The sequence below is a fragment of the Trinickia violacea genome, from assembly GCF_005280735.1.
GTDB classification, from domain to species: Bacteria; Pseudomonadota; Gammaproteobacteria; order Burkholderiales; family Burkholderiaceae; genus Trinickia_A; species Trinickia_A violacea.
Genome location: NZ_CP040078.1, coordinates 3,107,901 through 3,131,398, shown reverse-complemented (window position 1 = coordinate 3,131,398; position 23,498 = coordinate 3,107,901). Strand labels below are relative to the sequence as shown.

General features: G+C 59.8%; 14 protein-coding genes and 2 pseudogenes. 11 read left to right on the top strand and 5 right to left on the bottom strand.

Annotated features, from left to right (window positions below):
- The first annotated feature begins 24 nt into the window (after window positions 1–24).
- The 4 genes from FAZ95_RS36115 (at window position 25) to FAZ95_RS36100 (ending at window position 6,991) form a co-directional block, all read left to right on the top strand.
- Window positions 25–468, top strand: coding sequence for a DcrB-related protein (locus tag FAZ95_RS36115; protein ID WP_137337136.1), 444 nt, complete (start codon window positions 25–27; stop codon window positions 466–468).
- A gap of 13 nt (window positions 469–481) precedes the next feature.
- Entirely contained in the window at window positions 482–4,900 is a 4,419-nt protein-coding gene (locus tag FAZ95_RS36110; protein ID WP_137337135.1) for an RHS repeat-associated core domain-containing protein, read from the top strand.
- Between the two features lies 1 nt (window position 4,901).
- A complete protein-coding gene (locus tag FAZ95_RS36105; protein ID WP_137337134.1) occupies window positions 4,902–6,011 on the top strand; it encodes an ankyrin repeat domain-containing protein in 1,110 nt (369 codons plus the stop codon).
- Between the two features lie 515 nt (window positions 6,012–6,526).
- Window positions 6,527–6,991 carry a hypothetical protein gene (locus FAZ95_RS36100; protein WP_137337133.1) on the top strand — a complete coding sequence of 155 codons (465 nt, stop codon included), beginning with the start codon at window positions 6,527–6,529 and terminating at the stop codon, window positions 6,989–6,991.
- A gap of 523 nt (window positions 6,992–7,514) precedes the next feature.
- Here FAZ95_RS36100 and FAZ95_RS36095 read toward each other — a convergent pair.
- From FAZ95_RS36095 to FAZ95_RS36085, 3 genes are read right to left on the bottom strand one after another with little or no spacing between them, the layout of a single operon-like run.
- Window positions 7,515–9,869: a CHASE2 domain-containing protein gene (locus FAZ95_RS36095; RefSeq protein WP_137337132.1), complete on the bottom strand. Its 2,355-nt coding sequence runs from the start codon at window positions 9,867–9,869 to the stop codon at window positions 7,515–7,517.
- Between the two features lie 3 nt (window positions 9,870–9,872).
- A complete protein-coding gene (locus tag FAZ95_RS36090) occupies window positions 9,873–11,264 on the bottom strand; it encodes a FecR family protein (RefSeq protein WP_137337131.1) in 1,392 nt (463 codons plus the stop codon).
- On the bottom strand, window positions 11,221–11,943 hold the full coding sequence (locus FAZ95_RS36085) for a response regulator transcription factor (RefSeq protein WP_137337130.1): 723 nt from the start codon (window positions 11,941–11,943) through the stop codon (window positions 11,221–11,223). Before FAZ95_RS36085 ends, FAZ95_RS36090 begins: the two co-directional genes overlap by 44 nt.
- Before the next feature lie 430 nt (window positions 11,944–12,373).
- Between FAZ95_RS36085 and FAZ95_RS36080 the strand changes: the two genes are divergently transcribed.
- The 5 genes and pseudogenes from FAZ95_RS36080 to FAZ95_RS36050 all read left to right on the top strand — a co-directional run bounded on the left by FAZ95_RS36080 (window position 12,374) and on the right by FAZ95_RS36050 (window position 18,604).
- Window positions 12,374–13,180 (top strand): OmpA family protein, encoded by an 807-nt coding sequence (locus FAZ95_RS36080; RefSeq protein ID WP_137337129.1) that lies wholly within the window; start codon window positions 12,374–12,376, stop codon window positions 13,178–13,180.
- Window positions 13,181–13,342: 162 nt separating this feature from the next.
- Window positions 13,343–13,462: pseudogene (locus FAZ95_RS40950) on the top strand (ESPR-type extended signal peptide-containing protein); the annotation flags it as partial.
- A gap of 54 nt (window positions 13,463–13,516) precedes the next feature.
- On the top strand, window positions 13,517–17,431 hold the full coding sequence (locus FAZ95_RS40945; protein ID WP_254700145.1) for a YadA family autotransporter adhesin: 3,915 nt from the start codon (window positions 13,517–13,519) through the stop codon (window positions 17,429–17,431).
- Between the two features lie 45 nt (window positions 17,432–17,476).
- Window positions 17,477–17,992, top strand: a complete 516-nt coding sequence (locus FAZ95_RS36055; protein WP_254700144.1) for an outer membrane protein assembly factor BamE — start codon at window positions 17,477–17,479, stop codon at window positions 17,990–17,992.
- Window positions 17,993–18,313: 321 nt separating this feature from the next.
- Window positions 18,314–18,604: an H-NS histone family protein gene (locus tag FAZ95_RS36050; RefSeq protein WP_137337128.1), complete on the top strand. Its 291-nt coding sequence runs from the start codon at window positions 18,314–18,316 to the stop codon at window positions 18,602–18,604.
- A 405-nt stretch (window positions 18,605–19,009) separates the two neighbouring features.
- Here the strand turns inward: FAZ95_RS36050 and FAZ95_RS40940 are convergent.
- Window positions 19,010–19,135, bottom strand: a pseudogene (locus tag FAZ95_RS40940) (transposase domain-containing protein); the annotation flags it as partial.
- Window positions 19,136–19,505: 370 nt separating this feature from the next.
- Between FAZ95_RS40940 and FAZ95_RS36040 the strand changes: the two are divergent.
- Window positions 19,506–20,459 (top strand): LysR substrate-binding domain-containing protein, encoded by a 954-nt coding sequence (locus tag FAZ95_RS36040; protein ID WP_137337127.1) that lies wholly within the window; start codon window positions 19,506–19,508, stop codon window positions 20,457–20,459.
- 621 nt (window positions 20,460–21,080) lie between these two features.
- Here the strand turns inward: FAZ95_RS36040 and FAZ95_RS36035 are convergent.
- A complete protein-coding gene (locus FAZ95_RS36035; RefSeq protein WP_137337126.1) occupies window positions 21,081–22,034 on the bottom strand; it encodes a LysR family transcriptional regulator in 954 nt (317 codons plus the stop codon).
- 381 nt (window positions 22,035–22,415) lie between these two features.
- On the opposite strand from FAZ95_RS36035, the gene FAZ95_RS36030 reads away from it, so the two are divergent.
- Window positions 22,416–23,225 carry a response regulator transcription factor gene (locus FAZ95_RS36030; protein WP_137337125.1) on the top strand — a complete coding sequence of 270 codons (810 nt, stop codon included), beginning with the start codon at window positions 22,416–22,418 and terminating at the stop codon, window positions 23,223–23,225.
- Window positions 23,226–23,498: the final 273 nt, after the last annotated feature.

Here is a 23,498-nt window from a genome sequence, read left to right as displayed (position 1 = left end):
GCCGGCCGCTTTGGAGCGTGATCGATGAATACAACGCAATACCAGACCAACGAAGTCGCCCTCACCCTGCCTGACAGGGAGTTTGTTGATAGCACCATCAACGCTATCCGCCTTCCATCGCTGGATGCCTCACTCGTCGTCAGCCGCGGCGTGATGCCGGACGGCGCTACGCTCGAATCGGTGATCGACGAACAGGTGAAAAAGTTGGGAACACAGGTTCGGGATCTGCACTACAGTCCTCGGCAATCCGTGAAGGCCGGTGTGGGGTATAACCTCACGGCACTCGAAATGCAGAGCCGCTTTACCCGGGGTAAGGAAACCCTTCACCAGTACCAGCTTGCCTTTGTCGTACCGGGAACCCGGGTGCTGATGGCGCTTACCTACACACGTTCGCGTGCATTCACGCAGGCCGATGCAACGCATTGGGAAACGATCAAGCATGGGCTCAAGCCGTTTGAGCGGGCCTGACGGGGGAAACACGATGGGAGATCTATGGGCTGCCCGCGAGGGCGATGCATTGCTGCATACGTCGCCGTGGGCCGATCTCGTTGGAGGCGTGCTGGAGGTGGCCGCCAATATCGCCGTCCAGTGGGCGGCCACAGCGCTGGTCGCAGCTGCTATCGGTGTGGAAGTCGCTTCGTTGAGCTGTGGAACCATTCTGGCAATTGGCCTCGTAGTGGCGGCCGGGCTGGTAGCGACAGGACTCGGAGACCGTATATCGGGCTGGTGTCAGGATATCGGCAACGCGCTGTTCCCACCTACCGTCCAGGCGCACATCGCTACCGGATCGAAAGATACACGTATCAATGGCAAGCCTGCCGCGCGCGCTGCAGGTATCCTGCTGACCGAAGACCAGATTGCGGCGCTTGAGAAGGCGGCGCAAGACGCTCCTCCAAAGGAGCAATCGATCATCGATATTGCTGGCGCCTGGCTGCAGTGGGGGAAGGAGTTCGTTTCGCAGATGGTGCAACCAACGGTGGCCAGCCCGGAACCCGCCATTCCGTGCGATGAGGACAAGATCCTCTGTGACAAGCATCCCTCGCCCGTACCAAAGGAATATCTCGCGGAAGGCGTGAAGCGCGTCACGATCAACGCTCAGCCGGCAGGCAGAAGCGGTGCGCGTAGCACCTGCGAAGCAAAGATTGTCGACGCACCAGCGAACGGTGCCGATGTCTCGCCAGACGTGCGCATTGGCGGCCCGCTGGCCGTGGTACGCGAAATCCGCAGTGGCAAGGAGCCCGTTGCGCTCGCGATCGGCATCGTCATGGCATTCATGGGTAAGGGCAACATGCTGTCCAAAGCAGGCTGTTTCCTGGTCGGCCTTGGCCTGAATCTCATCACCCAGAAGGCTGGTGAGGCACTGCGTTCGATGTGGCAGCGTGCGAGCAACGCGGTAAGCCAGCCGGTCAATGCCGCAACGGGCGCCAAATACCTGGCTGGTGACGAAGACCGCGACTTCTCGCTCCCAGGCCGTTTTCCGCTCGTCTGGCAACGCGTATACAACAGCCAGGACACTCGCATGGAAGGCCTGTTCGGCGCGGGCTGGAGCGTGCCACTGGAGGTATCGGTCGAACGCACGCCGGGGGCGTCCGATCCCGACCGCTGGACTTACATCGACGAAACGGGCCGCCGTCTCGATATGCAGCCGGTTCGCTCCGGTGAAGGGTTCCGCAGCCCAGGTGAAGGCCTCGGCGTACGCCGTAGCGACGCCGGGCAGTGGCTAGTCGAGAGCGACGACGGGGTATACCGCGTCTTCGCGCCGGACCCGCGGGACGCCGGGCGGCAACGCCTTGTCCTGCTCGGCGACCGCAACCGCAACGCGTTGCGGCTGCATTATGACGATGACGGTCGTATTGTCCGCATCATGGACAACCCGCAGACTCTCTGCGTGCTGTTGCACTACGATGAGCGGACTCATCGGCGCCGGGTGGCCCGCATCGAGCGTCGCTACGGTGAATCCCTGCGCGATACCGTAGTACTTGCCCAATACCGGTACGACGCAGCCGGTGATCTCGCGGAGGTGCTTGACGCAGCAGGGCACACCTTGCGCCAGTTCGCCTACGACAAGGGCCGCCGCATGGTGATGCATCGCCTGCGTGCGGGTCTGGTCTGCCATTACCGGTGGGGACACTTTGTGGGCCCCACCGGCGAGGAATGGCGTGTCACCGAGCACTGGACCGACAGTGGCGATCACTACTGGCTCGACCATGATCCCGTCGCACGCCGTCTGACGGTAAGCGACAGTCTGGGCCGGACCAGTAGACACGAGTGGAACGCACAGTATCAAGTGACGCGTTACGAGGACGAGCTCGGTCAGGTGTCGTGCTTCGAATGGAATGACGAGCGTCAGTTGGTCTCGATGACCGATGCACAGGGCGGCGTGTGGCGATGGAGCTACGATGACGCTGGCCGGCTGGCGTCGAGCACCGATCCGCTGGGGCGCGTCACGCAGACCCAATGGCACCCTGCGTGGTCGCTGCCGTTGATGGAGCTTGATGCGGCCGGTCAGCCGTGGCGGTACGTGTACGACGATCGCGGCAACAGCGTAATGGAAATCGATCCGCTGATGCAGCGTACCGTTATCCGGTATGACGCGTGGGGCCAGCCTGTGCAGATCACGGACGCGCGCGGCGGCAACCGTGTTCTGCAATGGACGAATGATGGGCAACTGGCGCGGCACACGGACTGTTCAGGCTCGCAGACTTCGTTCTATTACGACAACCGGGGCTTGCTGGAGTGTGTGACTGATGCCGAAGGCAACAGCAGTCGCTACCGCTATGACGCGTTGGGCCGGCTTTCCCGCGTGATCCGTGCAGACGGATCAGAGGATCGCTTCACTCTCGATGCCTCTGGGCAACTGGTAGCACGCACAGACGCGCTGGCAAAAAGCACGCGCTATACGCGCGACGCACACGGGCGGGTCGTCGAGCGGATCGATGCGGCGGGCCACTGCGTACGGTTCGAATACGACGCCTATGGGCGACTGAATGCACTCGTCAACGCGAACGGTGAGCGCTACGGATTTGGCTACGATGTGTGCGACCGCGTCGTGGAACAGATCGGCCTGGACGGGCTATGTCAGCAGACAGATTATGATGCGCTTGGCCAAACCATTGCCACTCGCTGGGTAGTCGGCACGATGGCGCAAATGGAACATCGCTATGTGCGTGATGCGGTGGGACGGCTCACCCGTCGCGTGACCTCGCAGGACGTCACGGATTATCGCCACGATGTGGCTGACAACCTGCTCGAGATCCGGCGTACGCTTCCCGCGGATGGTGAACGAGATCCGGAAGGCAAAGCTGAAGTTATCTCGTTTGCCTATGATGCGCTTGGACAACTGCTGGAAGAAACGACCTCGCATGGCACCCTGTTGCATGCCTATGACGAACTGGGTAATCGCACCTCGACCATGCTGCCCGATGGCAGTACGGTCAACCTGCTCTACTATGGCAGCGGCCACCTGCACCAGATAAACGTTGATGGCCAGACGGTCAGCGACATCGAACGCGACCGCCTGCATCGGGAGGTGCTGCGCAGCCAGGGACGACTTTCGACCCGAAGCCTGTACGACGCGCGCGGTCGCGTTTCGCGGCGGCAGAGCTACCGGGAAATGCGTGGGATCGTCCCGGATAGCGTGATCGACCGTCGCTATGGCTACGATGGCCTGTCACGCCTGGTGAACAAGCATCATACGTTGCAGGGACAAACAGCGTTTGGCTACGACGGGGAAGGTCTGATCACGGAGTGTCGCAACGATGGCTACTATGGCACATGGCGGTACGACGCGGCGGCCAATCTGCTAGACGAGACACAGCGCGGTGGAGAGCGCAGCAACGTGATCCGGTTCAATCGCGTGCTGGCAATGCGCGGCCGGCGTTACTCCTATGATGCGTACGGACGGATGTCGCATCGTGATACCGTCGATGGCATGCAGCGTTACCGGTACGATGCACATCACCGCCTGGTCGAGGCGCGTGTAGAGCGTACGGGGCTGCCTGAGCGACGATACGGCTACGAATATGACGCACTGGGGCGACGCACAGCAAAGTACCAAATCGACGCGGATGGTCAGCGGCACTCATACGTGCGGTTCCTGTGGGACGGGATGCGCCTGTGTCAGGAGATGCGCCTGAACGGCAGCGTCAGTGTGTATCTGTACAATGGCGTGGGCAGCTACGAGCCGTTGGCGCGGCTGGATGCGGAGGGAGATTCGTCCAAACGCAATACGTTGTACTACCATACGGATGTCAACGGCGCGCCTGAGGAACTGACGGACGCAAGCGGCGAGATCGTGTGGCGCACGCAGTACCAGATATGGGGTAACACGGTCGTCGAAACGGCGGTCGAGGAATACCGGCCGCAGCAGAATCTGAGATACCAGGGGCAGTATCTTGACCGAGAGACGGGTTTGCACTACAACCTGTTCCGGTACTATGATCCAGACATGGGGCGCTTCATCACGCCCGATCCGATTGGGCTCGCAGGCGGATTGAACCTTTATCAATACGCGCCCAACCCGATCAGCTGGATCGATCCGTGGGGCTTGGAAACATGTCGCCTCACCGCCAAGCAGAAGCGCGCAATGGGACCAGCTCCGGCTGGGATGAAGGATCCGCACTATCACCACATTGTGCGCGAGAACGCGCCAAGTAACTGGAACGCTACCAGCCGTCAGCACATCCTTGATTCGCAGTCCATTCTTGACAAGCATGGCATCGGACTGAACGACGATGCACGGAACTTCACCTGGGCGCAGAACGGTGGAGGGAACCACACTCAGGCGGCCGCCGAAAAGGTTTTCAACACCTTAAGCGCAGCGGATGCCTCTGGAGGGAAGCCCGCCGTAGAATCCGCCCTCAAAAATATGGGCGAACAGATGAAGCAAGGGACTTTCTAAAATGACGGCATCGAAACCAGCATATTTTTCGGACACTGGAAATGTCGAGGATTTGCTCACCTTTATCGACAAAAATCCGGATTTAATTCTTGTTCCAGAACATGGAATTGAAGGTGGCAGGACCTTGTTGCATATTGCGGCGTCCCACGGAAGGGTAGATGTATGTGATCTGTTGATGAATCTCGGGATCCCCGTCAACTCACCTGCGATCTCTTCAGGAAACAGGTTACCGATCAACGAGGCGTCCGCGCACGGGCATTCACGTCTGGTTGAATGGCTGATCGAGCATGGCTCTATGGTTGATGGTCCTCCTGTCGCCGTCACGACTCCGCTTATGGATAGCGCCGTCGCAGGTCACAAGGATGTGGCGGAAGTGTTGATTGCGAACGGTGCCGACGTAAATCGATTGCATTTAAGGTACAACCAGACTTCTCTTGATCTCGCTTTCATATATAGAAAAAATGATGTAGTGGGTGTGCTAGAGAACGCCGGAGGAAAGCGCGCAATAGAGCCGATCGATTTTACCGTCGAGAGAGGAGGCGGGATTCTCGAGCATGTCTATGAACGGGTGGGACAGATTCTATCGAGTCGCCCGAGCCAGATGTTCGGTCGGTATAGCGTAGAACTTCGAACCGCGCTCATCAAAGAGGCAAAAGATTGCAAATTACTTTTTTCTTTGGGCACCCACGAACTTTCTCCTAGGGTTGAGTTTTTCCTCTGCCTGCAGTCGGATTGGCCATTGAACAACGCGTGCCTGAAGGAAAACGACTTTCTTTCTTTTCCAAGTAGACTAATATTTGAACTTTCGAGACAGAGACTGGAGGGAAAAATAATCCGAGAAGGTGAGATCATCGACAAGACTACAGAGCTAGCTAATGAACTGGTCTGGCCTGACGGCATTGACGCCGTGGTCGTGATTAACTATCAATTCGACCATACTCAGCGAAACGCAGGAACATCGGGCGGAGTGACGCTACTGGCGCTCGTGCCGCTAAAGTATCCGAAATCTGGACGTCCAGATCGGGAAAAGTTGACGGAACTGGTCGCCAAGCTTCGCGTATCGTCATGGAAAACAATTTCGATTCGATTGCCTTTCAAAAGGAAAAGGTAACACACAAGGAGCGAAGGGCGGCGTGAGCGGTTCATCGTTCCCCTGGCAGGCGGTGATCGTAAACAGTCCACGTTCGCGTTTCCAGCTAGGGACTGGCTCGATCCGAAGCAGGTAAATGCTCGGAGGATATATCAATACGCGCCCAACCCGATCAGTTGGATCGATCCGTGGGGCTGGGCTTGTTGGAATACAGAGCGCAAGAACTATTGGAAAGCCGTTGGTCGAAACGAAAACTTGAATCCGACGGGGCGGTATTCAGCAAATAACATCAACGAGATGTTGGCTGGCAGGGCACCCAAGATGACCGTGGAGGTTGTGAATCGGTCGACAGGGCAGATTTCGACCAAAGACGTTGCGATGGAGTTGCATCATACGAACATTCCGCAACGCATAGGAGGTACCGGGGTGCATGCTCCGTCGAATCTCAGTGAGCTAACGCCTTGGCAGCACGAAGCGGTTGATCCATATCGGCACACAGGTGAAGATCTGCTGGGTGTCACGAAAGGGATAGATACATGGTAAACGACGCTCTGTATGAATTTGCTTTTTCACCGCAATATCAAAAGTGCCTTGATGAAGTTTGCAAACGTACCGGGATACTGATCTACGCGCAATACGGCGACGTTATCTTCAAGTTCGACAAAGGCAGGGTGGAAGTATCCGGCATGAGTCTGCGCGACATTGAAGCGTTGGTGCAAACGTACAACGATACGTTTATCAATTTCTGTGTGGCGAAGATCGAGTTCTTCAAAAAGAATGCTGTTGGGCAGGAATTCCCGAAAGGCGAAGAGGTAGAGGAGTTCGACCAAAAGGAACAGGTGCAGGGCTTCTCTCGCGGAATTCTGTTGATGTATGCCATCGAATTCTTGTTGGCAGCCAAAGGGCGTGAGCATCTTGAGGAATATGTAAAGACGGCAAGAATTCCCCATGCGAAGAAATATGTTAAGGACATTCTCGACTTGATCAAGTTGTCCGGGTGAAATGGCGTTAGATTCCACATTATGCCGATGCGAGCCTGGAGAAATTCCCCCTCACTTGCAGGATAGGCGCTCGGGCCCAATCGTGCGCATCGTCCGCGAAACGCGACCCGGCTTCGGCCGGGTTTGCTGTTTCTGGAGCAGGTGACAGGCATGTGAGCGCTGACCGTAGCCGGGTTCTCCAAGGGCAGGCACTTGGAGCACGATCTGAAGGCGGGAGCGCGTAGCGATACCGTCCTACAGATGCATCGTGCCTCTTTCCACCTCGAGATTGAGGGCGAGCTGCGGAAAATAACAGGCAATAACAAGTCGCTACGTCAGGCAACGGTTGATAACAACAAGGCTACTGAAAATCTACAAGGCCCAACAAAACCGGGCCTTGGGTGGCGAGCTGCCGGTGCGGGGTATATCGGGCGGCAACTGGCTATCTGCAATTGCTGGCGCCGGCAACGCGCGACCAGTTGACGTGAGTTGTTGCAATGGGAACGCCTCTCGCGAATATAGTTGCATTTTGTGAAACGGCAAGTCAACGTTCCACCACGCACACCGGGAATTCAATCAGAAAGGTCGCTCCCGCGCCTGGAAGGCTGTGGGCGGTGACGTGACCTTCGTGTCTGGCCACGATTTCCAGGACCATCGGTATTCCCATGCCGTGCGACCGAACATCGTCGCGCGGCGTGATACCGTCGTCATCGCGGTTGACGTGGAGCGACGGTATGGCCGGCGGACTTTCGAACAGGTGCATTACGTGTTGCTGCGACATCCCTTCGCCCGCGTCGCGGATCGCGACGTGGATGCGCGGCAGCACCACATCGTAATCGACTGTCACGCAGACATCGATCGTGTCGCCGGACGCGCTGTGGCGAATTGCGTTGTGCAGCAGATTGACGAATGCCCGGGTCAGCAGCGGACCGTCGGCCCAGAGCGTCGCATCGTCGTCGGTGATGCGCGTATCGATTGTGACATTTTTCGCTGCGGCGTTCGCCCAGACTTGATCGACCGCGTCGAGCGCGAGCGCGGCGACCGGAACCGGTTCGAAGCGATAACGGTCCGATCGGGCAGTGAGCAGATCTAGGATACTGTCGGCGAGGCGGATCGAGCGTTCCGTCTCGCGCCGTACTCCGTCAATCAGCGCGCGTTCGTCGAGTTGTGCGGCGCCGTCGGCATACAAGTTCAGCAGGCTGATGATGTTGATCTGTGGCGTGCGAAGATCATGTGAGATGTAGCCGATCCACTGTTCACGCTCAAGTTTGATCCGGTGCTCGCTCGTCACGTCGTGCAGTGCAACCATCCATCGTCTCGGTTCATCGCCGAAAATGTCGAGCGCTGCGACACGCGGCTTGAAGACCTGGCCGCGCTGCGTAACGTATTCGTTGTGCAGAGTTTCGAACCACGGGCGGACGGAAGACGCGCCCCCTAGCTGTGTCACACAAGTTTCACGCAGAATCGACAGCAGATCGCGACGTGACAGAGCGTCTTCCGTCGCGTCGTGGAGCACTGTGGACGGCTCCAGCAACCGGCGCGCCGCGTCGTTGCTCTGCGTTATCGTGCCATCGTCGAAGCAGACCAGCACTGCAACGGGCATTTGAGAGATGCTGACACTCAGCATCGTCTTGATTTTCGTCACGCGATTGATGGCTGCGTCGAGCGCGGCCATCTGCGCGACGACGTGATCCCAGGCAGGTGCGCCGAGGCGGCCGCCCGGTTCAAATGCACCAGCCGGCAACGCGTTCAGCATGGCGATTCGCTTGCCGAAGAACTGGAAGAATGCGGAAAGGCGACGCCAACTCCATAGAAAATAGGCAATGGTCAACCCCAGCAGCGTCGGTAGTGGCGGTAACCACACATTCGCGTACGCGAGCAGCAGCAGGCTTATGGCGAGCCACGAGCCGGCTACGCAAACGACAATTGCCAAGCTGTAACGGGCGGCTGGAAGGAACAGAGTCAGGGCGAGCCATATTGGCACGGTCGCGCTGAATGCGAGCGCCAGGCGCGGGAGCAAGTGGATGGCCCGGCCGTGGCGCAGTGCGTCGACTGCGTCAGCCAACAACTCGACGCCGGCGAGCGATGCGGCGCCGCCGGGCACGCCAACCGGGACGAGGCGCTCGAGATGGGAATCCTCTAGTGGGCCGACCAGCACCAGCTTGCCGCGCACGAATTCGGCGGGTACCTGACCGCGAAGCAAGCTTATGTACGATACGGTGTGCCATCCGTGCAGCGGTTGCGTAAGGGGAAAACCGAATGGTTCCTGGTGGTCCCAGCCATCGCTATGCACGGGCATCGCGCTCGTGCGAGCCGACGGCGCAAGCGCGGATTGACCGGCCAGCAGGGTGCCAACGAATGGCTCGAGCCGCCCTGGCACGCCTTCGCGCATGAATATCCAGCGCGCCACCCCATCTGCGTCGACAGTCACATTGGCATGAGCGGTTGCCACGACGCTTTGGTTGAACAGTGGCAGCGGACGGACGAAGCCGTCCGGCTCGTTCGATCCGTTCGCCCGGCTTTCCGCGACCCGCAGCGGAAGATAGACGGGTAGCCTGCCCAGCGCTGCGGCAAGGCGGAGATCGTCATCGCGATTGGTGGATGGTTCCTCGAGGAAGAAATCGAGCAGCACACGTCGCGCGCCGTCGTGCGCAAGCGTGTCGAGGAGCTGCGCGTGCGTCTTGCGGGGCCAGGGCCAGGGCCCGAGTTCCGCGAGACTGCGTGCATCGATCCCGACGATCAGCACGTCGGGCGACGGCGCTGCGCGTTGCTGGCTCATGGCCCAGTCGTACAGCATTGCGTCGACCAGCGGGACGCTGGGCGCGTCCTGCAGCCACCACTGGAGCGGCGCCATCAGCAGCGCGATCAGCAGCCACTCGAGGATGAAGCGGCGGCTCACGGATTAGTCGCCCACCCGTACGCTGGGCTGGATGTCGAACATGCCGGCCGCGATCGGTGGTTCACCGGTGGCGGTCACTGCACGTACGCGCCAATAGTAGCGGCCTGAAACATCGATCGGCCCGACCACGACACCGTTGCCGTACACGACCGGCTCGCTGACGATCGGGCTCGCGAAATCGGCCGCGCGCGCGAGTTCGAAGTTGCATCGCTGCCGTAGGGGCGCGGACCAGTGTATTTCATAACGGCCGTCACTCATTCGCCGGACGTCGTCCTCCTGCCGCTCGTCCGGGATATGGACGATGGTGTCGTTGGGCACCCCTTCGATGCCGAGCACATCGAAGGCGCTCAATCTGGCGTGGTAAAAGCCGCCAGGAAGATCACCGGGCAACGAGAATACGCCGTCTTTCGCGGTCGCCTCGTAGACAACGTGAACGAATTCCGGGTCGGTGGAAAGCAATAAATGATAGTCGCTGGCTCCGATAACAGGTTGCGCTGACAACGTTTTAGTAACGAAGCGGCTGTCTGACAACCCAGGAGGCGGCAGCAACTGTCGGGACTCGAGCGCGCCGGCTCCGGCAAGTGCCGTCCCGTGTCCAGCATCGAGAAGAATATCCGGATGACCGTCGACCGAGACTGCGATGACACCCGTGAGCACTTCGGCCGTGACCGTGCCGTGCTCGTTACGCACACGAAAGTGCGTGCCGCGCACGCCGAGCGCGACGGTACGACTACGAATCTCGAACCTGCGGCCATGTTGCTTTGCGACCCGCGCGTCGACGCGGCCGTCAAGTAATTGCAGCAGCGTCGCGCTCCCGTTGGCGACGGCCACTTGCACGGTGCTGCTGGACGGCATCACGAGCGTGCTGCCGTCGCGCAAGCGGAAGCTGAGATAGGTGTGTTCGTCGGTCTCCAGGATGTCGCCCGCGCGCACTGGTGTGCCCTCGTCGAGCGGCTGCGCCAGTGCGTCGCCTCGTTTCAGGGTCGCCGTACCGGACAATTCCGCGATGCCGGCAACGGCGAGCACGTCACGGGTCCATGCGGCCGAATCGGCTGCCTGTCGGCCGTGCGGGCTGGCACTCGGTTCCAATGTGAACTTTCTGGAGGCTAGGTTCAGGTCAAGCGCCATTCCGGGGCGCAGCCTCTTCGGGTCCCCAACGCCATTAAGTCGCTGGATGTCAGGCCAAAGCAGTGGCGACTGAAGATATTGTCCGGCGATGCCCCACAGCGTGTCGCCCGGTCGCAGAACGTGGGTGTGGTCTTGCCCGAAAGATGCCGCCTCCGCAAATACGGCGATGATCGGTAACACGTATTTTAGAAAACGGCGCAGCGCGCCACGACGTAATTTCGCTCTACGCATCTTTATCAAAGACCTCCAGCCGGTAGCCCTTTCCATAGATGGTCTGGAGCCTTACGCCGTGCGCCGGGCGCAGACCGAGCTTCGTTCGCAGCCGGTATATCTGGCTGTCGAGCGAGCGGCTCAGCGACTCGCCGCTGGTTCCCATACGCTCCATCAAGTAACCGCGCGATACGGTCTGCCCAAGATTGCCGAACAGCGCCAGCGCAAGACGGAATTCGCGTGCGGTGAGTTCGACTTCACAGCAATTTGAGGGATGGGACAGGCGCGCGGTGGAACTTGCGCGATCGAATTCCCAGTACCCGAATCGTTCAATCGCCCGCTGTTGTGTTTGGGGTTGCTGCTTGCGCAACAGGTTCTGGATCCGTGCCGCCAGTTCGAGCGGCCTGAGTGGCTTGATCAGGTAGTCGTCCGCCCCGGTCGCGAGCGCCGCAGCAACGTCGCATTCGGAACCGCGTGAACTCAGCACGATGACGGGCACCTGGCTTTCCCGGTACTCACGCACCCAACGCAAGAGATCGAGCCCATCCAGGTCAGGCACGTTCCAGTCGAGCACTAGCAGGTCGAACGTTTCGGACCGCAGAGCACCGCGCAGCGATTCTCCGAGGCCGAAGCAGACGCAGGATAATCCGTCGGCGCTCGAAGCGAAATGCTGTTCGAGCGCATGGACCAGATATTCCATCTGTGTTACTTCGTCTTCGAGGATAGCGATACGCATGGCCGCGTATTCTGTTAATGAATGAACGCGTCGCACTCTAGCAGAGCAATCATATTTAAATCTAAACAATTGTCAAAATATTATCAAATACATAAAGTACGACGAATTGATTTTATGGTCAGCTTCGCAGCTCATTGACAATTGACAACTTTTGTCAAAAACGATTCGAATTCTGAAAAATTCTCGCACCATACAGGTTGTGGTTGAACGTATAACGTACGATCGGCAGTGTTTCCCGTTGCCCGGCACGTATGAAGTGGCGCGACTTTCCATGTGGATACGCTTGAAATCGGACGGCAGTACTTAAAGCGAAATTAATTGAAGAAAAAGAGAATTTTTAATGTCGTGAATCGACGACCGCTACGGCCGCAATCAATAAATCCAGATTCACGGCGCGCCGGTTCGAGTCGCGCGAATATCGACTCTTGAAATGAATACGAAATTAGCTCATGTAGTTGCATTGGCCGCGTTTAGCATGATGCTGGCCGGTTGCGGAACCACAAGCCGTCCGGGTGCAACGTCACCAGAATTTCCAGCGCGCGATTCGGCGCGGATGAAAGGAGGGGAATTCGTCAATGTCGCCAATCTTCGCCAGATCCGGCCGGGCATGACCAAGAACCAGATATATGCGCTGATCGGCCCACCGCACTTTGACGAAGGAGTGTTCTTCGTACACGTCTGGAATTACGTCTTCGATTTCCACATCGGAGGCAGCAACGACTTCGTCACGTGCCAGTATCAGATCCGATTCGATGGGCATTCGCGAGTGACGGCCACATATTGGCGGCAACCGGATTGCGCGTTGCGCGCGAATCCGCCCGACGTCAATGTGATCCCGCCCGGCGATACATCGTCGCGACCCGAGAAGATAGTGCTGGGCACCGATGGACTGTTTCGCTTCGATGGGGCTGCGTTGGCCGATATGCTGCCCGGCGGGCGCACTCAAGTGACGCAAATTGCGGAGGCAATTACGCGGGATTTCGTCGGGCACCGTGAGATCGTCGTTACCGGATACACCGACCGGCTCGGGACGGACAAGCACAATGAGGCACTGTCGATGGCGCGAGCCCGGACCGTTCGGGACCTGCTTGTCCGGCAAGGCATTGATGGTACGACGATCCGCGCAATCGGACTAGGAGCGAGCCAGCCGGTCACGCAGTGTGACGGCGTCGAAGCAGGCGCGGCCCTTGTGAAGTGCTTGCAACCGAACCGGCGCGTCGAGATTGAGGCGCGGTGACGCGTTCGTTTCCGGTGGCCGCGGGGCGGCGTAACGAGCGCATTGGAACAGCACACAGAAGTGACCGGTGAATAACTCGGTTATCAGATACGTTTCACAAAGTAAATAATTAGATATACGAAATTAATTGAAGGACCAGAAGGTTCGTGTGAGGGAACGGAAATGAACAAGGTGTACAACGTTGTATGGAGCTGGACACGCGGGCAGTCGGTCGTTGCGTCCGAGTTGGCGGTGACAAGTGGAAAAGGTCGCGCGACTTCAGTCGTGGCTTGCGCAGCGGCGATCGTGGTAACGGCCGCGGGTGTACCCGTCCACGCTCAATCTGCGTATTACAGTGTGAACGACGGCGGTACACAGCAAGGCAACTACAACAATAGCGGCGCGACAGGTGCAAATTCGCTCGCGGCGGGCGTCGGCGCGTCGGCGTTGGGTGACCAAGCCGTTGCTGTCGGGAACAGTGCGAGCGCATCTTTCACGGCGGATACCGCGCTGGGTAATGGTGCAACTGCAAACAGCACGCCGGTGGGGGCAACCGGATCTGCGAACCAGGGCGGTGCAATCGCGTTGGGTGATGGCGCGCACGCTGTCGGTGCCTCGGCTATTTCGATTGGCGCGTTTGCTGGCTCAAACGTCAAGGGCGATATCAATACTGCGATCGGTGTTAGTGCGGGCGGGAATGTAACTGGCGACGACAACCTGGCTACTGGCAGTTACGCGGGCTCAAATGTCAATGGCAGCAATAATCTGTCGTATGGGAACTCGTCCGGCAATCTGGTGACTGGCAACAGCAATGTTGCGATCGGTAGCTGGGCCGGAACGGGACTGGGCATTGGCTACGGAGCGGCTGGCGCGGCTCAGCCGAGCAACTACAACGCAGCGGTGGGATTTGGTGCAGGTCAGGCACTGGACGGTTCTTATAATGTTTCGATGGGAACTTTCGCCGGCGCGGGCTCGTCCGGCGGTTCGAGCGTTTCGTTGGGCAACGGGGCGGGATTAGCGGTAATCGGCAACAACAATGTGGCGATCGGCAATCAGGCGGGTACGACCACTACCGTCACTGATCCGGCCATAGGTGCGACCTCTGGCAGCACGTTGGCGGTCAATAATGCGGTTGCCGTAGGCAACCAAGCCCTTGCCGGTAGCGATGAGGCGGTGGCGATTGGCGATACCGCGAAGGCGACAGCGAGTAACGCTGTGGCGTTGGGTAATGGTGCTTCTGCCAGCGGCACGTCGTCGGTCAGCGTCGGTACGGGTAACATCGTGAGCGGTGCCAGCTCGGGCGCATTCGGCGATCCGAGCACGGTGAGCGGCACGGGCTCGTACTCCGTTGGCAACAACAACACGATCACGGCAAATAACGCATTCGTGCTGGGCAGCAACGTGACGGATGCGGTGGACAACTCGGTGGTGCTCGGTGCGAATTCGGCCGTGGCAGCGGCGAACACATCGTATTACAACCCGGGCTCTGCGACGTTGTCGGGCACGGCGAGCGGGGTGGTGAGTGTGGGAGCGCCGGGCGCGGAGCGCCAGATTACAAACGTGGCGCCGGGCAGCTATGCGACGGACGCGGTGAACGTGAGCCAGTTGCAGTCGCTGGTGAATACGGTGACGGCCAGTCAGACGCACTACTACAGCGTCAATGATGGCGGGGCGCAGCAAGGCAACTACAACAACAACGGTGCGACGGGCGCGAATACGCTGGCAGCCGGCGTGAACGCTTCGGCGGTTCTGCAGTCTGATATGGCGGTCGGCGTTGGGGCCGTCGCAAATGGAGCGCCAGCCAGCCTGAGCGGTCTTACTTCGGGGCAGGCGACGGCTGTCGGACCATATGCTCAGGCACTGAGTTACGCTGCGACAGCGCTGGGCAACAACGCTCAGGCAACGGGCGACGAAAGTCTGGCGGCTGGGAATTATGCTATTGCCAGTGGCCATCAATCGCTTGCCCTCGGTCATAACAATCGGGTCACGGGCGAAGACGCGGGTGCAGTTGGCGAAGGTAACGTCATCAGCGGCCCGGCGGGTTACGCCTTTGGCAACGTCAACAACGTTGCCGCTAACAATGCCGCCGCCATTGGAGGGGGCAACAGGCTGGCGCTCGGCGCGGGCGAGAGCAGTGTTGTCGGTAGCAACAATATCGTCAATGCCCCCAACGTCATGGTGCTGGGCAACAGCGTGATTGTTGGTAGCGGCTTAACGGGTGCTGTGGTGTTGGGCGACCGCTCGACGGTGTCTGCTGCCACGCCGACGCCAAGTGGCACGATCAACGGTGCCACATACACCTACGCAGGTGGTAGCCCCGCGGCCGGCGACGTGGTGAGCGTGGGCTCAACCACCGCGCCACGGCAGATCCAGCACGTGGCGGCGGGTCGAGTCAGCGCAACCAGCACCGATGCCGTCAACGGCAGCCAGCTGTATGCGACCGACCAGGCAATCAACAATCTGTCGAACGTCGTCACGGCCACCGCGACGCACTACTACAGCGTCAACGATGGCGGGACGCAGCAAGCCAACTACAACAACAATGGGGCCACAGGGGCCGATTCCTTGGCCGCTGGCGTTGGTGCTTATGCGCCGGCGGCATTCGCAGTGGCGCTGGGTCCTTTTGCTGCCGCTACGGGTAGCGCGGGTATCGCCGTCGGTCAAAAATCTTCGGCGGTCAGCAACAACGACATCGCTATTGGCACCAACGCCTATGCCGGCGCCAGCATCAGCACCTTCAGCGGCGCCGACTCCGCCTCTACTGCTATTGGCGAAAACGCCACGGCCACTGGCGGCTATTCGGTGGCACAGGGCTATGGAGCAGATGCTGTGGCGCAGGATTCGATCGCCATCGGCTCGACTTCTACGGCCAGTGGAATTGGCGCGATCGCGATCGGAACGGGGGCCTCCGCAAATAACAAAAACGATGTCGCGCTCGGCGCGGGCTCGGGTACAGCTGCCGCGAATCCGACGAACAGCGCGACAATTGCAACTGCGTCGGGCGGTCAGCTCACGCTTTCGGGCTTCGCAGGCGCGAATCCGGCGAGCGTGGTGTCTGTTGGGGCACCTGGAGCCGAGCGCCAGATCACCAACGTCGCGGCCGGCCGCGTCACCGCGACGTCGACCGATGCAGTAAACGGTAGCGAGCTTTACGCGGTGGCAAGTGCCATTGACACGGCTGTCAACGGTGGCGGCATCAAATACTTCCACGCGAACTCGAATGCGGCCGATTCCAGTGCGACTGGCACCGACAGCATCGCGGTCGGCCCTTCCGCATCTGCATACGGCGATTCGTCTATCGCGCAAGGCTCTGGTGCGCTAGCGGGCGTCAACGGCAATACCGCGGTGTCGGGAGACGTCGCGCTCGGCAGCGGCGCGCAGGCGACGGGCGGCAGATCGCTTGCGCTAGGCAACGGCGCTAGCGTCGCGACGCTCGGCGGCGTGGCGCTCGGCGCGGGTTCTGTTGCGTCACGCGAGGCCGGCACCTATGTCGACCCAATCACCGGCGGCAGCTTCACGACAGCGCTCGGCGCGGTGTCGGTGGGAGCCTCCGGTACGCTGCGACAGATCACGAACGTTGCACCCGGCACGCAGTTGACCGATGCCGTCAACCTCGGCCAGCTCGAAAGCGCGCTTAGTACATTGAACACGACGATCAGCAGCCTGCCGTCGACGAATCCGGGCAGTGGCAGGACGTGGATCACCGGCAATCCGGGGACTTACACTGCGCCCGTTGCGAGCGGCGAAAACGCGACCGCCGGTGGCAGCGACAGCGTCGCGTCGGCCAGCGGCAGCACCGCGATTGGCGACCATGCGAACGCGAGCGGCGCGAACTCGGTTGCGCTCGGCGCGAATTCGGTCGCCACCGCGCCAAACACCGTGTCGATTGGCTCGACGGGCAATGAGCGCACGCTCAGCAACGTCGCGGCAGGTGTGAACGGTACCGACGCGGTCAACGTGAATCAGCTGAATGCCGGTGTCTCAAGTGCAGTTTCGCAATCGAACCAGTACACGGACCAGCAGGTCAGCAGCCTGCGGCGCGATATGAACAGCGGTGCCGCAGCCGCGATGGCAGTTGCCGGTTTACCGCAACCAGCCGGACCCGGCAAGAGCGTACTCGCGGTCGCCGGGTCGACGTGGCAGGGGCAACAAGGGCTCGCGTTCGGCGTGTCGACCGTGTCGGAAAACGGCAGGTGGATCTACAAGGGCTCGCTGACGACCAGCAGCCGCGGCGGTACTGGCGCGGTGATCGGCGCGGGCTATCAATGGTGAACACACGGCGCGGCAACACGGCCCGTGCGAGACAACGGAAAGACAATGAAGGAAGCGAGCAAACTGTTTGCGTTGCTGGGCACGACCGTGTGCGTAGCCAGCTGTGGGATGGTGCCGATGACGGCGCCCGACGGGTCGGTCATTTTTCCGGATCGGAGCAGCGCCTGGTTGAAGGAAGGGACGTTCGTCAATGTCGACAACCTCAGGCAAATGGCGCCTGGGCTGACGAAGGATCAGGTATACGCGTTGCTGCAGGAGCCACATTTCAACGAAGGTGTGATCGCGGTGCGCGTCTGGAATTACATTTTCGATTTCCGCACCGCGGATAGCAATGCGTTCGTTTCCTGCCAGTACCAGGTCCGGTACGACGGGCATGGACGAGTCACGGCTACCTACTGGAAAGAGCCGGATTGCGTGCGTTTCTTGAACCCGTCGATAGCCAGGTCCGTGCCGTTCGTGCCCGCTGCACAGCCGATCGCACTCGACGCTTCCGTGCTATTCGCGCTCAATAAATCAGCACTCGAAGATTTGCGGCCGGAAGACCGTGCGAAGTTCGATTAGGTCGCCGCAACGCTCTCTGGCGAACTGACGCGGGATACGCGGACTAAGGTTAAGGGCTACGCCGACCGGATCGGCTCGGACTCCTACAATAAACGCTTATCGCTCGCCCACGCGCTGACCATTCGCGCCTAACTCGCAAGGCGCGGAGTGGCTGCTAACAGGATCGACTCGGTTGGCGTTGGCAGCGTGAATCCTGTCAGCACGAATTGCCCTGACGGTCATTCCCGTGAAGCCGTCGCATGACAATTGAGATGATGGACGGGAACTGAACGTGGGCGGTCGATACGTGCTGTCCATTGCGGAAACGGAGAACCGTTCTTCATGAATTCCTATTTTTCACTACTAAAGCAATTCGACCAACTCCAACGCGAGATCGAAATCGCTCGCGTCCGTGAGGTGCGGCGCTTCATTGACGAGGTCTTCGAACTGCTCAACGAGCGGGGCGTGAGCTTGGACGATCTGGTCGAATATCGGATGGCAGTCGAGACGCACCAGTCTCGAGGCGCGAAGGTGAAGTACCGTGACTCGGCGACAGGCCGCACGTGGAGCGGGCGAGGCCGCGAACCAGACTGGATTCGTGGCAAGGATCGAAACGACTTTCTGATCGAGTGAAACGACGCGCTGACACCGTAACGGTGTAAGCGGCACCTAACCGCGTGGGTAAAATGGGTGGGCCTCGTTAGCCATCGATCATTCTGCTCGCGTTCCTCGTGGTCGACGATTTCTCCCACGAGCAAAGCCAAGCTGTCAACTTAATCACGCCATTGTAGAGAATTCGAACGCCGAATTCACGAGCCCCCAGCGTTTGCTTCCGACGGATTGATAGTTGCACCCTCGCGGCCCCATTGGGAAATACAGAGGACAACGAACTCTGGTTTTCCACACCACTCCCGGAGCGTCACTCGCCATAGATGCCTCAGCCTCCTTGGGACTTTGGTTCGCTTGTAGACGCTCGAACTAACGTAAGCACTCAAGCAAGGCCGTAGCCGAGGTTGTTGACGAACGCGATGGAAGTGTTTACCGAATGGAGGCGGCTTTTGCCGCTGCGGGCAGATGCGGCACGACGTTCCATGGCAGCAGTTCGTCGATACGGTTGACGGGGTGATCGGCAATGCGCTCGATGACGTAATGCAGATACGCTTGTAAGCACTCAACCTCGGCTACGGCCTTGCTTGAGTGCTTACCCTGGGTCTGAACTTGTACGTATTTCGTAAGCAAAGAATCAAGCGCAATGGAAGCTGATGGCCGGCAACGCAGAATATGCCTGCGGGTTTTCACTGGGACACCCCAACCGCATCCGGGGGGATCGCCTGCCACGCATTGCGAATCAGCGGCGACGCGGGCTCGAACTCGCGAGGCGCCAGGGCCGGCAGGCTGGCCACTGGAAGTCGTGGTGCGCTACCGTATGACGACTGTCACGGATCATAGGATTCGCACTACCCGCCGGAAAGACTGCGCCTGGTTATACTGAAAACCCGCGATTGTCGCCCTACAGCAGGCCTTGCCGGAAAACATGAAACTGCATCACCTGGAGGCGCTGGTCTCTGTTGCTGACGCCGGAAGCATCCGCGCAGCGGCACGCCTGTTGCAGCTGTCCCAGGCAGCCGTCACCAAGGCGTTGCGCGAGCTGGAAAGCGAGCAGCAGCTTGCGTTGCTCGTGCGTACAGCCGGCGGCGTGAGCTTCACGGATGTTGGGTACAGGCTGCTGCAGCACGCGCGACTGGTCGTGGGGCAAATCGAGCGCGCCAGCGAAGAGCTGGCAAAACTGCGCGGGGACCAGGCCGGCAAGCTCGCCATCGCGGTCACCCCGCTGGTCATGGTCACCTTTCTTCCAGAGACGGTATCGCTGTTCCGCAAGCAGATGCCGGCGATTCAGTTGGAGATATTCGAAGGACTGACCGCCGTGGCGTTACCGCGCCTGAGGGAAGGCGCGCTGGATTTCGGCATCCTCGCGCTGGCAGCGGCGCTGACGGACCAGGAATTCGACATCGAACCGCTGTTTGCATATGAGTCGCGCGCAATGGCCCGCCGCGGACATCCGAGCGCCGGGAAGCACTCGTTGCATGATCTGCTCGACCAGAACTGGGCGGTCAACTTTACGCCAGCCAGCTACGAGAGCCTGATGCAAGACCTGTTCTGGCAACATGGGGCGAAGATTGCCCCCGCCCGACTGCACAGCACACATTCATATTCACTCATGCTTGAACTGGTGCGGTACAGCGATATGCTCACTGTTGCCCCAGAACCCTTGCTGCTCACCGAGTCCATGCGCAATTGGGCGCAGCCGCTAAGACTGGATGAGCAGTTTGGGACCCGCCGTGTCAGCGTGATCAGCTTGCGCAATACGATGCGCAGCCAGGCAGCGATGTGCTTTGTCGACTGCCTGCGCAAGGTCATCCGAACGCGGTCGCGATCTGCGAGTGAGGCGAACCGGATGCTGTTCGACCGGCTGGAGTTACTGTTTTGACGTGACATTCGCGCATGATGTTGCACAACACGACGCGATGAACTGACTCGCCTCACCTGCGCGGTGCCATCTTCCGCGAAAGGGAACTTCATCTCTGACTCAGGCGAGCAAGTCACGGTACATCGGATCCATATCGCCGATCATCCGGCCAATCGCATCAAGGGGTTGCTACCATGGAGCGTAGCATCGACGCTGCCGTCCTCTACTCGAGGCGAACCAGTCCGGCAGCATTCCTCATGTCCGTCGTCAACGAGCTGTGCTACGGTGCTCCTCGAGCGCTTACACTGCAGCTGAACAATTCTATTCTCTTGCGATGTAAGCAGTCCTCTTAATCTCGGACACTTGCTCGTCACACTTTCCTTATCGCGACACAACCCCGGATCGCCAAAAAGTACTTTGACTTTGACATTTACGGTGAGTGAGCGGATACACGAGAACAGGCGTGCCCGCAGCAAGGCGAGATTTTCTTCATTGCTGTAGGTCCCCGCGAGCAATCAGATGTACCGTGTCTTGCTCCCCTGAGTCGGAAATGAAGTTCCTTTCTGATCAAGATGGCACCGCGCAGGCGAAATACATCACGTTATCGCTGAGCGTTGCGCAACATCATGCGTGAATGTCGCGTCACAACAGTAACTCCAGCCGGTCGAACAGCGTGCGGTTCGCCTCACTCGCAGATCGCGAGCGCGTTCGGATGACCTTGCACAGGCAGTCGATAAAACACTTCGCTGCCTGGCTACGCATCGCGTTGCGCAGGCTGATTACGCTGACATGACGGGTCTCAAACTGCTCATCCAGTGTCAGTGCCTGCGCCCAGTCGCGCATGGACTCGGTGAGCAGCAAGGGTCCCGGGGCCCAAGTGAGCATATCGCAGTACTGCACCAGTTCAAGCATGAGTGAATAGGAATGCGCGCCATGCAGGCGGGCGGGGGCAATCTTCGCCCCGTGCTGCCAGAACATTCGCTGCATCAAACTCTCATAGCTCGCTGGCGTGAAGTTGACCGCCCAGTTCTGGTCGAGCAGATCATGCAACGAGTGCTTCCCGGCGCTCGGATGTCCGCGGCGGGCCATTACGCGCGGCTCGTAGCCAAACAGCGGTTCGATGTCGAATTCTTGGTCCGTCAGCGCCACTGCCAGCGCGAGGATGCCGAAATCCAGCGCGCCTTCCCTCAGGCGCGGTAACGCCACTGCGGTCAGTCCTTCGAAGATCTCCAGTTGGATCGACGGCATCTGCTTGCGGAACAGCGATACTGTCTCTGCAAGAAAGGTGACCATAACCAGTGGGGTGACCGCGATGGTGAGCTTGCCGGCCTGGTCCCCGCGCAGTTTTGCCAGTTCTTCGCTGGCGCGCTCCATTTGCCCGATGACCAGTCGCGCGTGCTTCAGCAGCCTGTGTCCGGCGTCCGTGAAGCTCACGCCGCCGGCAGTGCGCACAAACAACGCAAGCTGTTGTTCGCTTTCCAGCTCGCGCAACGCCTTGGTGACGGCCGCCTGGGACAGCTGCAACAGGCGTGCCGCTGCGCGGATGCTTCCGGCGTCAGCAACGGAGACCAGCGCCTCCAGGTGATGCAGTTTCATGTTTTTCCGGCAAGGCCTGCTGTAGGGCGACAACCGCGGGTTTTCAGTATAACCAGGCGCAGTCTTTCCGGCGGGTAGTGCGAATCCTATGATCCGTGACAGTCGTCATACGGTAGCGCACCACGACTTCCAGTGGCCAGCCTGCTGGCCCTGGCGCCTCGCGAGTTCGAGCCCGCGTCGCCGCTGATTCGCAATGCGTGGCAGGCGATCCCCCGGATGCGGTGGGGGTGCCTCAGTGAAAACCCGCAGGCATATTCTGCGCAGCCGGCCATCAGCTTCCATTGCGCTTGATTCTGCGCTTACGAAATTCGTACAAGTTCAGACCCGGGACCAACACCGCGGACTTCAGTCAATGTAAGCAGCCCCTCGACGGAGATTTGCATGAGAGTGTTGTCCCTTGAAGATGAACCCGCGCAGGCGGAGCTGGTCCGTACGGCCCTGGAGGCTGCCGGGCATCAGGTGTGGTCATTCGAGCGCGGGCGTGCCGCGATCCGTCATCTCGAGAACGCAACCGTCGATCTGCTGATACTCGACTGGAAGGTGCCGGATATTACCGGGATCGAGGTGCTCGGCTGGGCCCGCACGCGCCTCGGCCACCAACTGCCGGTGATCATGCTGACGAACCATGCGACCGAGGATCATGCCGTGCAGTCGCTGGAGGGCGGCGCCGATGCGCATCTCGTCAAGCCTATGCGGATGCGCGAACTGATGGCCCACGTCACGGCGCTGCTGCGTCGCGCCTATCCGGAGGCAACGCGTCGCACCGAATTCTCCGAGCTGGGCGCCTACAGGCTCGACCTTCGCGAGCGCATTGCGAAGGTGGGTGACAGAATCCTGTCGCTCACACCGCGGGAGTTCGAGCTTGCCTGGCTGCTGTTTCGCAGCGCGGGGCAGATTGTGCCCCGCGAGCAGCTTTTCACGCGAGTGTGGGGCAGGGACAGGATGACCTGGGATTCGCGCAGCCTGGACACGCATGTGTACCGGCTGCGCAGGAAGCTCGAACTGCGCGAGCATGGCTTGCGTCTGCGCTCGGTCTACCAGCACGGCTACTGTCTGGAGCAAACCTTGACGACTGGATGCGATGCGACCTCGCTTGCAGCATCGTACGATACCCCCGATGAACAGAGCGGCATTATCGGTTGCTTGTCCTGCAAAGGAAAAGTGTTCACTCCCGCACCAGCTCTCGCTTGAGCGGCCAGTTCGAAAATCTGACTCCGCTCGTTTATGAACCAACTCCGGAATGAACCGACCCAAACGTTCATATTGACTGCATTAACCCGCGGTTGTAGCCACGCAACCCGCCTGCCCGCAAAGACATGAAACTGCATCAACTGGAGGCGCTGGTCTGCGTTGCGAACGCCGTAGCTTGGATAGCAGGGTGGCGGGAAACCAATACTCTGAAGCCTATCGACAACCGTCTCCTCGGGGGACGTGCGAGTCATCGGGCCGTAATGAAGATGAACG

Coding starts and splice junctions, on each gene's coding strand:
- FAZ95_RS36115 (WP_137337136.1), top strand. CDS start 25: ATGAATACAACGCAATACCAGACCAACGAAGTCGCCCTCACCCTGCCT.
- FAZ95_RS36110 (WP_137337135.1), top strand. CDS start 482: ATGGGAGATCTATGGGCTGCCCGCGAGGGCGATGCATTGCTGCATACG.
- FAZ95_RS36105 (WP_137337134.1), top strand. CDS start 4,902: ATGACGGCATCGAAACCAGCATATTTTTCGGACACTGGAAATGTCGAG.
- FAZ95_RS36100 (WP_137337133.1), top strand. CDS start 6,527: ATGGTAAACGACGCTCTGTATGAATTTGCTTTTTCACCGCAATATCAA.
- FAZ95_RS36090 (WP_137337131.1), bottom strand. CDS start 11,264: ATGGAAAGGGCTACCGGCTGGAGGTCTTTGATAAAGATGCGTAGAGCG.
- FAZ95_RS36085 (WP_137337130.1), bottom strand. CDS start 11,943: ATGCGTATCGCTATCCTCGAAGACGAAGTAACACAGATGGAATATCTG.
- FAZ95_RS36080 (WP_137337129.1), top strand. CDS start 12,374: ATGAATACGAAATTAGCTCATGTAGTTGCATTGGCCGCGTTTAGCATG.
- FAZ95_RS36055 (WP_254700144.1), top strand. CDS start 17,477: ATGAAGGAAGCGAGCAAACTGTTTGCGTTGCTGGGCACGACCGTGTGC.
- FAZ95_RS36050 (WP_137337128.1), top strand. CDS start 18,314: ATGAATTCCTATTTTTCACTACTAAAGCAATTCGACCAACTCCAACGC.
- FAZ95_RS36040 (WP_137337127.1), top strand. CDS start 19,506: ATGAAACTGCATCACCTGGAGGCGCTGGTCTCTGTTGCTGACGCCGGA.
- FAZ95_RS36035 (WP_137337126.1), bottom strand. CDS start 22,034: ATGAAACTGCATCACCTGGAGGCGCTGGTCTCCGTTGCTGACGCCGGA.
- FAZ95_RS36030 (WP_137337125.1), top strand. CDS start 22,416: ATGAGAGTGTTGTCCCTTGAAGATGAACCCGCGCAGGCGGAGCTGGTC.